The sequence below is a fragment of the Chitinophaga sp. genome (assembly GCF_017745275.1).
Classification (GTDB): Bacteria; Bacteroidota; Bacteroidia; order Chitinophagales; family Chitinophagaceae; genus Chitinophaga.
In genome coordinates, this window is the sequence record NZ_JAGHZS010000001.1 from 862,354 (window position 1) to 877,620 (window position 15,267).

8 protein-coding genes are annotated in these 15,267 nt (G+C 44.1%); 5 read left to right on the forward strand and 3 right to left on the reverse strand.

Annotated elements, in window-relative coordinates:
* Positions 1-43: 43 nt before the first annotated feature.
* The 3 genes from J7623_RS03380 to J7623_RS03390 form a co-directional block, all read right to left on the reverse strand.
* Positions 44-1,747 (reverse strand): SusD/RagB family nutrient-binding outer membrane lipoprotein, encoded by a 1,704-nt coding sequence (locus J7623_RS03380; protein ID WP_291917144.1) that lies wholly within the window; start codon positions 1,745-1,747, stop codon positions 44-46.
* 30 nt (positions 1,748-1,777) lie between these two features.
* Positions 1,778-5,023 (reverse strand): SusC/RagA family TonB-linked outer membrane protein, encoded by a 3,246-nt coding sequence (locus J7623_RS03385; RefSeq protein ID WP_291917147.1) that lies wholly within the window; start codon positions 5,021-5,023, stop codon positions 1,778-1,780.
* Positions 5,024-5,841: 818 nt separating this feature from the next.
* A complete protein-coding gene (locus tag J7623_RS03390) occupies positions 5,842-6,861 on the reverse strand; it encodes a substrate-binding domain-containing protein (protein ID WP_291917149.1) in 1,020 nt (339 codons plus the stop codon).
* Between the two features lie 314 nt (positions 6,862-7,175).
* Between J7623_RS03390 and J7623_RS03395 the strand changes: the two genes are divergently transcribed.
* The 5 genes from J7623_RS03395 to J7623_RS03415 all read left to right on the forward strand — a co-directional run bounded on the left by J7623_RS03395 (position 7,176) and on the right by J7623_RS03415 (position 14,985).
* Positions 7,176-8,051, forward strand: coding sequence for an AraC family transcriptional regulator (locus tag J7623_RS03395; RefSeq protein ID WP_291917151.1), 876 nt, complete (start codon positions 7,176-7,178; stop codon positions 8,049-8,051).
* Between the two features lie 139 nt (positions 8,052-8,190).
* Complete coding sequence (locus J7623_RS03400) at positions 8,191-8,778, forward strand: RNA polymerase sigma factor (protein WP_291917153.1); 588 nt, start codon at positions 8,191-8,193, stop codon at positions 8,776-8,778.
* 113 nt (positions 8,779-8,891) lie between these two features.
* Complete coding sequence (locus J7623_RS03405; RefSeq protein WP_291917155.1) at positions 8,892-9,905, forward strand: FecR family protein; 1,014 nt, start codon at positions 8,892-8,894, stop codon at positions 9,903-9,905.
* Between the two features lie 26 nt (positions 9,906-9,931).
* Positions 9,932-13,393, forward strand: a complete 3,462-nt coding sequence (locus J7623_RS03410) for a SusC/RagA family TonB-linked outer membrane protein (RefSeq protein WP_291917157.1) — start codon at positions 9,932-9,934, stop codon at positions 13,391-13,393.
* A gap of 11 nt (positions 13,394-13,404) precedes the next feature.
* Positions 13,405-14,985 carry a SusD/RagB family nutrient-binding outer membrane lipoprotein gene (locus J7623_RS03415; protein WP_291917159.1) on the forward strand — a complete coding sequence of 527 codons (1,581 nt, stop codon included), beginning with the start codon at positions 13,405-13,407 and terminating at the stop codon, positions 14,983-14,985.
* Positions 14,986-15,267 lie beyond the last annotated feature (282 nt).

The window sequence follows — 15,267 nt, forward strand, 5'->3', positions numbered from 1 at the left end:
CGCTAAGTAGCGGGGGGACTTTTTGTTTATTCACTATGCTAAATTATTGTTTATCCCACCAAACACGGCCGGTAAAGGTGTTGGCATCATTACCATATTCACCGGTTTTCTGCATTTCAGCAATCGCATTTCTCCAGTTAGGCATGTTGTCGTTAGTACCTGGCTGAGGTAATGCCCAACGGCGAGGCACTACTATATTGGTACCCTGTGCAGAAACAAAAGGCTCGAAAGGCAGGATGCCGCCTACTTTAGGTACATCCGCCCTTTTCCATGCGCCCCATGCTTCCCATGGAGATTTATAATGGTTCAGGAAGTTCTGGATATTGATTTTTTCCAGCAATACTGCAGTGCTACCGGTAAAGGCTACATTCGGCATCGCGATATAAGCCTGTATAGCGGCTGGATTTACCGCGGTATAATCCTTAATATTAGCCAATGATCCCATCTTATCGTAAGCATTTACTGAAGCAGTAATACCTTTTTCATACCAGGCCTTTGCGTCTTCCGCGATGATACCACGTACAGACAGTTCAGATAACATGAAACACATTTCTGCATAAGTCAGAATTGGCTGAGTGTATTTACCCGGGCCGTTACCTTCCTGGTTCAGGTCAAACAAACGTTTCTGAATATTGGAAACCGTATCGTGGTTCACAGTTACCTGCTTACCATTGAGATTCAGTACATATGTTTTCTTAGCAAACAACGCTGCGTAAGTTGCACTGGTACGTTGAGCAGGGCTGGAAGGCAATCCTACATAACGCTGACCATCATAGATTGCGCCGGCAGATAACGCACCACCTGCTTTGAGGCTATCAAAAGCAGACTGGGTGTAAGTGTTCTTTTCGAAGAACAATCCAATACGCGGATCTTTATTGGCATTCATGTAATCCACCATGTTTTTGGCAGCTACAATCGGGCTGTTATCCATTGACCAGTTACCACCACGAGCGAAATTGGTTTCAGCAGAAATAAATTTCCACTCATCATCCAGTCCGCTGAAGATACCTGCAGTACTTGCCAATACTTCTTTTGCAATCGGGCCTACTTTTTCAGGAGATCTTTTCAGCAGACGCATGGCCAATTTCAGGCGTAAAACGTTGCCCGCTTTTGCCCAGTTGGCTGCATTACCGTTATAAAAAATATCACCGGCGCCATAACTCACCTGGTTCTGTAAACCTTGTGTGAGCGTAGCCAATGCTGCTTTCAGCTCTGCATCCCAGGTAGCAAACAGGGTTTCCTGGTTGTCATATACCGGGGTGAAGGTACCACCATAACGGGAAGTCCAGGCTTGCGTATAAGGAATGCTACCATTGGCATCAGATACACGCCAGGAAGCATACACTTTAATAATCTTGGCAATGGCCACCAGTTGTGCATACTTTCCTTTCTGCTCTTCCGGCATCTTTTTTACCATTTCTTCAATGTCTACCAGGTTGCGACCAATATTTTTATAGAGTGCTCCATAAAAATCGTTGGTATTGGTTGGCGTAAACAAAGTAGCAACAGAAGAGTTAGGTGCAGCTGTTACAAACTGCATCCATTGCATTTCGTATTGGTAGTTGTCGTAGAACCAGTCGAAGTCGCGATCCACTATACTTTTTACAGATTGTGTGATCAGCAGTTCCGGAGCGGTATTATCACTAACGTTCGGACTTTTGTTAAGGTCCTCAAAACCTTTGGTACAGGAGCCCAGCATCATACCAGCCAGCACAGCTCCTATTCCCCATTTATTAACAGCTTTCATCTTAATTTTTTTTGTTGTTAAACAGCATGATTAGAATCCTACATGTATGGTTGCACCCAAATTGCGGATGAAAGGAACCGCGCCATACTCAGAGAATGCAAATGTAGCGTTGTTACGCACCGCTTCCGGGTTGATATGGTTAGGCAGGTTATTGAACAGGTAACCCAGGTTACGGCCTACCAGTGATACACGGAGACTGTTCAATTTCCAACGTTCGATCATCTTTGTTGGCAAAGAATATCCGATAGATACTTCACGTAAAGCCACATAAGAAGCGTCAAATACAGAAGTTTCGCGGATACCTATACCCCAGTCACCTTGCATTGCATAGTAATTAATAGGAGTAAGTGGCTCTACATAGCCTTTCTCATAAGCTTCTCTGTAAGACATACCATCCAGCTGGATGTTCTGACCATTTTTGTTGATAGTAGTTCCCTGGCGGAATACACCATCCGGGATCATACCATCTTCGTGTTTAACACCGGATGCATCTGTGAAAGCAATACCACCATGTGCCGCATCACGACCAAATTCTGTATTAGCAGTAGTACCACGTCCTGTTCCATATTGGTGAGAAGCAGAGAAGAAGTCGCCACCGATACGAGCCTGTACCAGCACGCCCAGGGTCCAGTTCTTATAGGTAAAGTTGTTTACCAGGCCGAGGTTAAAGTCGGGCATAATATTACCTACCACTGAATAACCACGAACATAGTTGGATCCACCAGGTACATAGTTGATCAATGGTCTTCCATTGGCATCGCGGGTAAAACCGTAATCAGTTACCAGGTCACCATAAGAACCTCCTACGTTAGCTACTGCTTTCACACCCTGGTCTTCACCCATCGTGTATTGCGCTACGCCTGGTGCAAGTGCGGCAATCTTGTTTTTATTGCGGCTTCCGTTCAGGGTTACATCCCAGCTAAAGTTTTTGTGTTGAATAGCAGTGGCATTGATAGCAACTTCAATACCTCTGTTGATCATACTACCTGCATTGATTTTACGGGAAGTAACACCGGTTTCCTGTGTAGTTCCCAATGACAGGATCTGATTGGTAACGTTGGTGCGATACCAGGCAAAATCGAGACCGATACGGTTATTCAGGAAACGCAGATTTGTACCTACTTCAATCGTTTTAGCGAGAGAAGGTTTCAGGTTCATGTTTGGTAAAACATCGCCCTTATAGATATTAATCAACGGCAGGTTACTTCCGGTAGCAGCTCCTCTGAAATAGTCGGAGGTGTAATATCCGGTGTTGATGCTGTATGGATCGGTATCTCCTCCTACGCTGGCATAAGACGCACGGAGTTTACCGTAGCTTAACCAGGAAGGCATCGCCTCTTTTAAGGTTTGTGTAAATTCCCACGCACCACTTACAGATGGGTAGAAGTAAGAGTTAGTAGTATTTCCCAAACTTCCAGGAGGATAAGTCAGCGCTGAGGACCAGTCGTTACGGCCGGTTACATCCAGGAACAATTCATTATTGTAAGAAATGCTGGCAGCGAAGAACAGGGAATTAATACGCTTGCGTAATAATGGGTCGTTGCTTACTCTTGCAGCGTTCATACTGTTACTGATATCGTACAGGAATGGCATACGTAAACCACCATCGGTGTAGTTATTGTATTGTTTGCCGATTCCGCTGTTCCAGGCTTCAGCACCGAGCGTTAAGTTACCATCAAATTTCTTACCCAGCTTTGGTGTAATCACAGCCAAACCGGTGAAAGTATATTGAGATTTGTTTACGCCGGCTTGTGAGTAGTAACCATTGCTACCACCGAAGTTAGCATCAGTACCGGCTTCTTTACGCTCATCTGCGCTTTGCTCATTACTGAAGTTACCTTTAAATATAAACTTCAACCAGTCAGTAGCAGTAGCATTCAGGGCAAAGTTACCCATCAGCAATGTTTCTTTCCTGGTCCAGCTATTGTAAGCATTCTGGAAGAAATAGTCCGCACCTGGATGAGTAGCCAGGTCAGCACGACCTCCATTAGGGCCAACGTAGTTCTTCGCCTGATTCCAGTAACCTGGATCATAGTTACGTGGGAATACATATACCCATTTACGACCAATATTGTAACCGGTATAATCACCGCCCTGGCGATCAGGATTCAGTGTTTTACTGGTAGCATAAGTCATCCCAACATCAGCGCTCAATACCTTGGAGATTACAGAAGATCCGCGGAAAGCAAAGCTATTTCTACCGAAGCTATTGTTAGGAGATACGCTGTTATTATCGAGGTGAGAATATGATAAACGGAAAGTTCCTTTATCACTTCCACCTTCCATAGATACGTTGGTATTATAGTATTTACCTGTTTGGTAAAGATCTGTAACGTTATTGGGTCTTGGAACAAACTTAGCGGTGGTACCGTCCAGCAACTGCACATCACGACCATCCATTTTAGGACCGAAGCTGTAACCACCGGCAGTGTTATCATATACACCATCTATACCCTGACCATATGTATTCTGTAAGTCGATAGGCGCACGGTATACCTTTTCCATTTGCAGGGTCTGGCTAACGTTCACACCTATACCTTTTCTCTGAAGACCTTTCTTGGTAGTAATGAGGATAGCGCCGTTGAGTGCACGGGAACCGTATAAAGCGGTAGCAGCAGCGCCTTTTAACACGGATACCGTTTCATAATCATCCGGGTTAAAGTTCTTTAATACGTTACCGAAGTTTACGTCGTTGGCGGATACTTCGTTTTCGAAGATTACTCCATCAATCACGAAAATAGGCTGGTCATTACCGCCTAAAGATTTAGCACCACGTAATACTATTCTTGGCGCCGCCTGTGGACCACCGGCAGCAGCGGAGATATCCACACCTGGTACTTTACCCTGTAATGCAGCAACGGGGTTAACAGCGTTGGATTTCGCTATTTCACCACCTTTTAATTCAGTTACGGCATAACCGAGTTTACGCTGTTCGCGCTTAATACCCAACGCAGTAACTACTACTTCGTTCAGGTTTTTGTTATCTTCTTTTAATACAATGCTCAAGGTAGACTGTCCGTTAACAGCTACTTCCTGGTTGATAAATCCTATATAGGAAAAAGTGATGGTGGCACCGGGTGCTACCTGAATTTTAAAACTTCCGTCGGCGCCTGTAGTTGCTCCGTTGGAACTGTTTTTCTCTTTTACGGTGACACCAGGTAAAAATGTTCCTTTTTCATCCTTTACGGTTCCCGTAATAGCTTTCTTATCCTGCGCCCATGCAGTGATACAGCAGCATAAGAAAAGCAACGTGGTGAGAAGAAGTGATCTTCGCATAGCTTCCTTTTGGTTTAATGAATTATAACAAGTGAATCAGACACATAAGCAAAAAAAGGCATGAAGGTTCCGCTACCATAGTTCCTGCATTGCACAGGAATCCTATTGATAAATACTTGGTTTCCGCCTCAAAATTTAAAATGGAATTACTCCATTGGCATTAATTGTTATTTTGACATTACATTACAGGTAAAACGTTTTAGCAAAATACCTTAAAAAAAAACTTGTGTCATCACTCCCACATTTTCTATTCACACCAAGTTTTACATTCAGTCAGAATATCGGTTTCAAACTTAGGGATATTTACCAGAAGTGCAAAAAAGATTTAACAATTTTTTTATTTTCAGTTAATGACTCGTTAAGAAAGTGAAAATACTATCTCACTAAATGAAAATAGCATCGGAATTAATTTTATAAAAATGATGCGTAATAAACGTAGCTGGTACTTTTATTCGATCATTTTTTCATGCTTACTTTTATGGACAGGAAAAATAGAAGCCTGGAATTATTTTCCCAAAAACCTTTACTGTAAAGCGTTATCAGGCAATCCTAAAAGTCTGCTCTCCTTTCGCTTTTTTATTAAAAGCCTGACAGATTCAAAATACTTATAGGTTATCCACCAAACCGGTGTCATAAAAAAATCCGGTCCCGGTATCACATTCGATGCTTTCTATATTCGTTCTGTTCACATCATAGTTACTACCGGGATAATCTAAACGCCGGGGATTTGCCTCGTTGTTTTCATTGTTTTTATAGGTCACCTGATAAAAAAACGCCGGCGTGGTGCCGGCGCTATCAGTAACTTTTATGAAGTATGTTTATGTGCGGGAGGAAGACTCTCTGACAATGAGTTCCGGCGCCAGTACAATTTGTTGCGTATGTGCAGAAGGGTGGTTTAATTCCTTCATGAGTACATCCACAATATTTTTCCCGATGGCGTGTATGGGTTGGGAAACGCAGGTAATAGAAGGGCTGTGGAGGCGGAACAGATCGTGATCATCAAATCCTACGAGCCCGATTTCTTTTCCTATTCTCCATCCGAGAGAGCGGATACTTTCGATGCCGGAGATGCCTAAATAGTTGGTAGCAAAGAATACGGCGTCGATGTCTTTTATGGAAGTAAGGAATTTTTTTATTTCGTTGTTAAAGCTTTCCCGGTCAAGGTCGAACGGAAGCCGTTTTATGAGTGATTTACTGAAAGTTAATTTGTGGTCTTTGAGTGCAGCTGCAAATCCATCCAGGCGGTCTTTCATCTGTGTTTGATCCGAGGCGATAGTAACGATGGCTATTTTCTTATAACCTTGTTTGGCCAGGTGGGCAGTGGCATCGTAGGCACCTTTGAAATTGTCGAGCACTACATAATGACTACTTACATGCGGGAAGTAGCGGTCCATGAGTACCAGTGGTTTGGCGGCTGTTTGCAGCTGTTCTATTTCTTTGTCCAGGTTTTTAGTGGGGGTGATGATATAACCATCTACCTGCCTGTACTTCAGTACTTCGAGTAATCCCTTTGCTTTCTCTGTATTATCTTCGGTACTGCCGTAGAGCACTTTATAGCCGTATTTATCTGCTTCGTCTTCCACTATTTTAGCCAGTGAAGCGAAGAAGTTATTGGCAATATCTTCCACTATCAACCCGATAGTTTTGGTTTTTCCTGTGCGCAGGCCACGTGCTAGCTGGTTAGGCTTGTACTTGAGCCGGGTTGCAATCTTTTGTATTTTTTTACTTACCTGTTCGCTGATTCTTTTCTCCTTTGCTTTTCCATTTAATACAAAAGATACCGTGGTAGGAGATACTCCGGCTTGCTTTGCAATATCTTTAATAGAGATCCCTTTCATAGAAAAAAAATGCTATATCGATTTAGCCACGCCTAATTTACAAAATGAAGTTGGAAATTACGTTGTTGAACTAATTATTCCAAGGAACCGCTAAAAACTTATCAGCAGGGTTCTGTCAGCCGTGTATCACATAAATTGGTTATTTTGGGTAGAATGATATTTTTTTAACCACTTTTTACTAATTTGGCATGATTCATAGGACGATCTCAATACTGCTCACCTACGCAAATCAGGTTCCGCTTCGGGGGAATAATGGTTATGGTAATAAAGTATAGGACTGCCACAGTAATATAGTAGCTTAAATTAATACATGAATGAAACCCATCCTTATTAAAGTGGGGGCTTTTGCCGATAACCAGATCACGATTATAGAGAGAAGTGATCCTTATTTTAATACGCCTTTTCACTTCCACCCGGAATGTGAGCTGGTATACGTTACGGAAAGCCACGGTAAGAGAATAGTGGGTGACAGCATCGAGAGCTTTGAAGAAGGCGACATGGTGTTCCTGGGTCCGCATATACCGCATGTGTGGTATAATGAAGAGGAATATTACAAGGGAGACGACAGCCTGAAAGCCAGGTCTGTGGTGATTTATTTTCCCAAGGATATTTTCGGGGAGAAATTCTATGGACTGCCGGAAACGAAGGCGCTCACGGAGCTATTCCATCGTGCCCAGCGGGGTATGAAGATCACCGGTGCCACGCATGAATTGCTGAAGCCCGAAATCCTGGCCCTGCCCAGGAAAGAAGGGCTCGACAGGATTATTTCCCTGTTACACATTTTAAAAACATTATCAGAAACGCGTGATTGCTACTACCTGGCCAGTACCGGTTATTCACATGCCTACAACGTAAAGGACAACCATAAGATCGATGAAGTATTCAAATATGTAATGAATAACTTCTCCAAAGAAATATCACTGCAGGATGTAGCCAGCATTACCAATTTATCACCACAATCATTTTGTCGTTTCTTTAAGAACCGCACCAAAAAATCCTTCGTACAGTTTTTGAATGAAGTACGCATAGGCCATGCCTGTAAGCGTTTAACAGAAGAAGACTGGTCCATCGCTGAAATTGCTTATTCATGCGGGTTTAAGAACCTCTCCAACTTCAATCGTTTCTTCAAGGAAATAGTAGGTAAAACGCCGAAAGAATATAAGAACGAATTACGCCTGAAGGAAGCATGATAAAAATATAATTATTTTATTATTTGGTTATTTAGTTATTTTAAAAAGTAAGTACCCAAATATGCATTTATCAAAATTTTCTTCTTACATTCAAGGTTAGTAATTATCAACCAAAACACTTAATTACTACTGTAATTCAATGTACAGCAGTTATTCAGATAACCAGTTAGTATCGCTCCTGAAAAGCGATGATTGCGCTGCCTTCAATGCCATCTACGACCGCTATAGTAAGCTATTGTACCTATTCATACATAGTAAACTCGATGCGGCAGAGATCAGCAAAGATGTACTGCAGGAGCTCTTCATTTCCTTATGGGAAAAACGGCACTCCTTAGTGCTGAAAGAATCGCTCAAAGCCTACCTGTACCAGGTAGCCCGTCACAAAATCATCGACATTTACCGCAAAAACGCCACATACCGCAAATACCTGCAACAACTGATCGAACACTTCGATGCACAACCGCATTCTATTACGGAAACCGTGGACAATAAAGCCAGGACCCAGGAACTGTTTGAAGCCATTAACCATTTGCCGGAGCGCATGAAAGAAATTTTTATGCTCAGCCGCTTCGAGAATCTGACCGTAGAACAGATATCCACGCATTTAGGGCTGTCTCAACAAACTGTTAAAAACCAGATTACCAAAGCATTAAAGATATTAAGGGCTAACTACGCCAGAACAGACCTTATCATCATTCTGCTTTTCACATACTTTATCACCGCTTAACCGGTTTTGTGCCGGCCTACGGTGCAAAAACGTTTAACTACGAAAAAAAATAAGGGTACAATGGTACCTTTTCCACGTTATTACGACTTAAGAACACATAAAACGCCAACAAGGTGGACACAGAACAGATAAAAATATTGCTGGAGCGATATAATCAGGGGAGTTGCTCACCGGAGGAAGCGGCTATTGTAGAACAATGGTTTGAGAATATTAATCGTCATCAGTCCACCTACATAGAAGAAAAAGAGCTTGACCGGGAACTGGACCAGATAAAACTGCAATTGAACCAGCACATTGCACCGGCACCTAAAGTGCGGCGGATGAATGCCCGTTACTGGTATGCAGCGGCCGCGGCGGCGGTGGTAATTGCTGCCGGCATTTTCTGGTTTAATCGGCCAGCCAAACAAACCGGTGTCACACCGGATACAACTACCGCCCCACTGGCGGTGAGTCAGTCGAACCGTGTGATCCGCAATGGATTTGTAGAAATTACTACCACCAAAGCACATAAAGAAGATATTACCCTGGAAGATGGCAGCACTGTTACGCTCAATGGCAGCAGTAAAATCCGCTACCCGGAACATTTCAGCGACAGTACCCGTGTTATTTTCCTGGAAGAAGGGGAAGCCTTTTTTAATGTAGCCACGGACCCGCATAAACGCTTCGTGGTAAATGCCGGAGAACTGGCTACCACCGCTTTAGGGACATCTTTCAATATCAGGGCCTATGCTATAGAAAATAAAGTAATAGTAGCCCTGGTAAGTGGAAAAGTAAAAGTAGATCAATTGAATAAAAACGGCTCCCTGATCCTGCTCCCCAGCGAACAGCTCAGCTACGACCGTATTTCACTCAGTCTCATTAAAAGCAATTTCAATAAACCAGAAGAAATCACCGGTTGGAAACAAGGTTACCTCGTATTCAGAGATGCTCCTTACAGTGAGTTAGTAACAGGCATAGAAAATCGTTATGGTGTCACCGTTATGAACGAAAGCAACAAAAAAGAATGGAATTATACCGGCTCTTTCAAAAATGAAAACCTGAAAGAAGTAATGGATATTATCAGCCTGGCTAAATCACTTTCTTATACCATTAAAAACGATACCGTTTATCTGCAAAACAAAAACTAGTCCATATGAGGGTAAGGCCGTGCCCCATGAAATGGTTTGTATCCATGGGGTTAATGCTGACGCTTTTGTTGGCGGGGGGCTTGTTCACACCGACTAGTGCTTTTTGGCAAACTCCCGACCCGCCCCCGACTGTCGTCACCATCCAGGTGAAAAATAAAAACCTGGAAGACGTAATGACCGAAATTTCGGCGAAAACAGGGCTAAACTTTCATTACGACAAGGCCGATCTGAACCTGAAGAAAAAGATCACGTTAAATTGCACCAAAACACCCATCGATGAAGTGCTGTTGTTAATGTCGGCCCAATCAGGATTAAAGTTTACCCGCATCAACAATAAGATCATTGTAGGCGCAGCAAGTGACACCAAAACCTCACCCACTGTAGATCTGCTGAATCATGTATCACTGGAAAGAGATATAACAGGAATAGTACGCGACAATAAAGGCACGCCCCTTCCTGGAGTTACTGTACAGATTAAACATACGAATAAAGGAACCCAAACAAACGCCGATGCTGGTTTTACTATAAAAGCCAGCACCGGCGATATGCTTGTATTTAGCAGCGTTGGCTATGTTACCCGCGAAGTACCCGTGGGTACTGAAAGCGACGTGAATATACGCCTGCAGGAAAATGTGAAAGCGCTCAATGAACTGGTAGTAACCGCTTTAGGCCTGCAAAAAAGAGCAAAAGAGCTTCCCTACTCCACCCAACAACTGGATGGAGACGATGTGCAACTCGTAAAAGATGCTAACGTCATTAACTGCCTGAGCGGAAAAACCGCCGGCGCTACCATTACCCGCAGCGCTTCCGGTATAGGCGGCTCGGTTAGAGTAGTATTGCGTGGTAATAAATCAACACGCGAAAATCAACCGCTATATATTGTTGATGGTGTGCCATACGCCAACTATACTCCTTCCCAACCTGCTGATGTATGGGGCCAATCCCACAACATCATTGGCGCCGGCGGCAGGGATGGCGGCGATGGTATTTCCAATATCAATCCTGATAATATTGAAAGCATCAGTATCCTGAAAGGCGCTTCCGCCGCCGCTTTATACGGCAGCCAGGCAGCCAATGGTGTTATTCTTATTACTACCAAAAAAGGTAAAGCAGGCAGAAGTAAAATAGATGTATCGTCGGACTTTACGCTCGAAAGCCCTTCCCTACTGCCCTCCCTGCAATACCGTTATGCACAAACAGATCCTCCCGGTCCTGACCGTGTAGGCACCGAACAACCCGGCTCTCTTGGCAGCTGGGGAAAGCCTACCCAGGTACCCGATCACGTAAAACATTTCTATAACACCGGTTCCACCTGGACCAATACCATCGCCTTCAGTGGCGGCACCGAAACAGCACAAAGTTATTTTTCCTACGCCAACACCACCAACAAAGGCATACTGCCTACCAATAAGTTTAACAGGCATACCGTCGCCTTTCGCGAAACATTAAAGCTGCTGAATGAAAAACTGCTGATGGATGCCAACGTATCGTTTACTGCGCAAAACACCGAAAACCGGCTTTCTTCCGGATTATACTACAGCCCTATTTCCGGCTTGTATGTTTTTCCACGGGGGCAGGACTTCGACTTTTATAAAAATCATTTCGAATATTATGACTCCGGCAGAAGTCTTTATTTGCAGAACTGGTGGAATATACGGGCCGATAAAGGCTGGATAGGCCAGGATGATCAGCAAAACCCGATGTGGGCATTACAGCGTAATATCCGCCTGGATACCCGCTACCGCGGTCTGGCAACGCTATCACTGACCTGGCAACTGAACGACTGGCTGGCCGTGAAAGGACGCGCCAACTTCGACAAATCACTGGATCAATATGAACTGGAAGCCTATGCCGGTACACAGATTGTACTTTCCGGTGTGAACGGCCGCTATACCCTGGAAAGAGAATTCAATACGCAGTTGTATGGCGACCTGATGGTCAATGCCAGCCATAAAATCAATAAATGGCTGCATCTCGCCGGCAATATCGGCGCCAATATTACCGATACCAAAGCACATGAACGCGCATTCAATGGCTCCAACCCCAATGCCAATCCAGGCCTGATTTATCCTAATAAATTTGCCGTATCCAATATCACCAGCAACTCCATGGATGCACAGCATAGCGTAGATCAAAAACAGCTGCAGGCATTGTTTGCCAATGTACAGGCAGGATTTAAAAATTTCCTGTTCCTCGATCTTACCGGCCGTAACGACTGGTCCAGCACCTTTGCTTTTACATCTACCATGAATAAAGGCTACTTCTATTATTCAGCGGGATTATCGGCGGTATGGAGCGATGTATTTAAAATGCCGGCTCCCATAGACTTCCTGCGCTCGCGGATTTCCTATGCCAAAGTAGGCAATGATATTGCAGCTTACGCTTCCCGGCCGGCGCAGTTTTCCCTGCAAACAGTAGCAGGGGTGAGCCGGGTGGTGTTGAATCAACGCATCCTTTACCCGGGCCTTACCCTTGAACCGGAGGATAACCGGGCGTTTGAAATAGGACTGGAAGCTCACCTGTTCAAAAACAGGATTACAGCGGATGTTACCTTCTACAAAAATAATAACTACAAACAGTACATGGAAGTCCCCGCCCCGCTGGGGATCAAGTATAACACGTATTACCTGAACCTCGGTAATATCCAGAACCAGGGACTGGAAGCCACACTAACGCTAATGCCTATACGCAATAAAGCGTTATCCTGGACCAGCACCATTAATTTTGCCACGAATCAAAATAAAATAGTATCGCTCACCAATTCCAGGATTATTGGAGCCGACAGCAGCAGCATGTTTGTGCTGACAGATTTCGGGGTGAATATGTTTGGATCCTTTATCCAGGAAGGCGGTTCCTGGGGTGATATTTATTCCAATAAAGAACTCATAAAAGATGGCAGCGGCAATTATGTGCTGGATGCTGCCGGTAAGCTGCAAACCCGCAATGCGTTTAAAAGGGTAGGCAACCCCAACCCCGACTTCACCCTGGGATGGAATAACAGTATAGATTATAAAAATCTTAACCTGAGTTTCCTGGTAGATGGTCGCTTTGGGGGCAAAGTAATGAGTGTAACCCAGGCGGTGCTGGATTGGTATGGCGTCAGTGAAGTCAGTGCCCTGGCCCGTGATAATGGTGGTGTAAACATTAAAGCCGTTTACAAAAACGGGACGCCATTTCCCGGAAAAATTGATGCACAAACCTATTATACCACTATCGGCAGCCGTGCCGGCGTGGGAGAAATGTATATGTATGATGCCACTAACATCCGCTTGCGGGAACTGAGCCTGAGTTATCGCATTCCTCTAAAATGGAAATGGATCCGTAACATGCGTGCCGGCATTATTGGCAGAAACCTTTTCTTCTTTGAACTGCACGCTCCCTTTGATCCTGAAGTATCGATGGGCACCGGGAATGGCCTGCAGGGAGTGGATGTATTCGGACTACCGCCCATGCGGAGTGTAGGTGTTAATTTAAGATTAGGCATTTAAAATACCCTCAAATGAAAAACTGGAACATCATTGCTTTATTCGTCATGCTGACTTTGGTATTCGTCAGCGCGTGTACAAAAAAATTTGCCGACATCAATACCAACCCGTACGACTTTAATGAAGACGAGCTGAGAGCTGATTTTCGGTTGATGGGAGAACCCTTATCACAAGCGCAGCTAAACCTGCTGATTTATAATGATCCTCCCAATGCCCAATTGCAACAAAACCTGAATGCAGATGTATTCTCCGGTTATATGATGACGCCTACTCCCTTTGAAGGCAACATCAATAACACTAATTATGGATTGTTGTACTTGTGGAATAATCACCCGTGGGAAGTGGCGTATGATTTTGTGATGAAGACAACAGACTTTGCACAAACGAAATCCAAAGATACGTTCACTGATTTTTATGCCTGGGCCCAGATCATCAAAGTAGAGGGCATGCATCGGATCAGTGATCTATATGGGCCCATTATTTATACCCACTATGGAGAAATGAACGCAGAGATGGGAATTGAATTCGACTCCCAGCAACAGGCTTATTATGCCTTTTTTAAAGATTTAGCGCAGGGCATAGATACCCTCACCGCTTATATCAACCGGAAAGCGCCGCAACGCTTTGCAGCATTTGACCTGGTATATAAAGGCGACTATACCCAGTGGGTAAAATTTGCCAATACGTTGCGCCTGCGGCTGGCAATGCGCATCTCCGGCGTAGACCCTAAAAAAGCACGGGAAGAGGGCGAAGCTGCGCTCAGTCACCCGTTGGGTTTATTACAATCCGCCCCGGAGGACAACTTTGCGGTAGACATTTCCCCCGTTACCCATCCCTTAAATATTATGTGTTATACCTGGGCGGATGTGCGGATGAGTGCCCCCATGGAATCTTATCTTACTGGTTATAAAGATCCGCGGTTATCCCATTATTTTGTGCCTACAGATGAGGGCACCAATGTATATCATGGCATACGTAATGGTATCAGGATTACAGCAAAAGAAGAATACAGCGGATTTTCGCCATTGGCACGATTCGACAACCGGATTTTATTTATGACCACCGCGGAGGCGTATTTCCTGAAAGCAGAAGCAGCATTAAATGGCTGGAAAGGTGCGGGGAATGCCCAGGCTAATTATGAAGCAGGGATTGCGGCCTCTTTTAAACAGTATAATATCCCCAATGCCAGCGTATATGCAAACAACACTACTAATGTTCCGGCCCCTTATGTAGACCCTCAAAATGCGGAAAACAATGTTCCTTTGGGAGATAAATATTTAAGCACTATCACTATTAAATGGAATGAAGGCGACAGCCCGGAGAGAAAGCGGGAACGCATCATTACCCAGAAATGGATTGCAGGATTTCCTGAAGGGGTGGAAGCGTGGAGTGAATTTCGCCGTACAGGTTATCCGAAATTATTCCCGGTAGTTATTAACAATAGTAATGGTACTATTCCCAGTGATAAATTTATCCGTCGTTTGCCGATGCCGCAGCGGGAAACCAGTACCAATCTCCTGGCAGTGAAGCGTGCGATTGCCACTTTAAAGGGAGAAGACAATGGCGGAACGCCGCTGTGGTGGGACATTCGGTAAGATTTTAAAAAAAGTTAAAAAAATTTTAAAACACGATAGTACTATTTATAAGTACACACGACTCCTTCTCTGTAGCGCAACATTTCAGCGCTCATTAGCTATGCTACCCTGTAAATTCAGGACGTTATAAAAAACACATTTCATGTAAGAAAAACGCAAAAAAATACTGCTGTGTCTAAACCCGGATGATACATTGCCATAGGCGATGAGGCTTTGCACGCTCCTATAAAAGGGTAGCTAACAGTAACACATATACGAAATCTGGATTCAAAGGATGGTGCA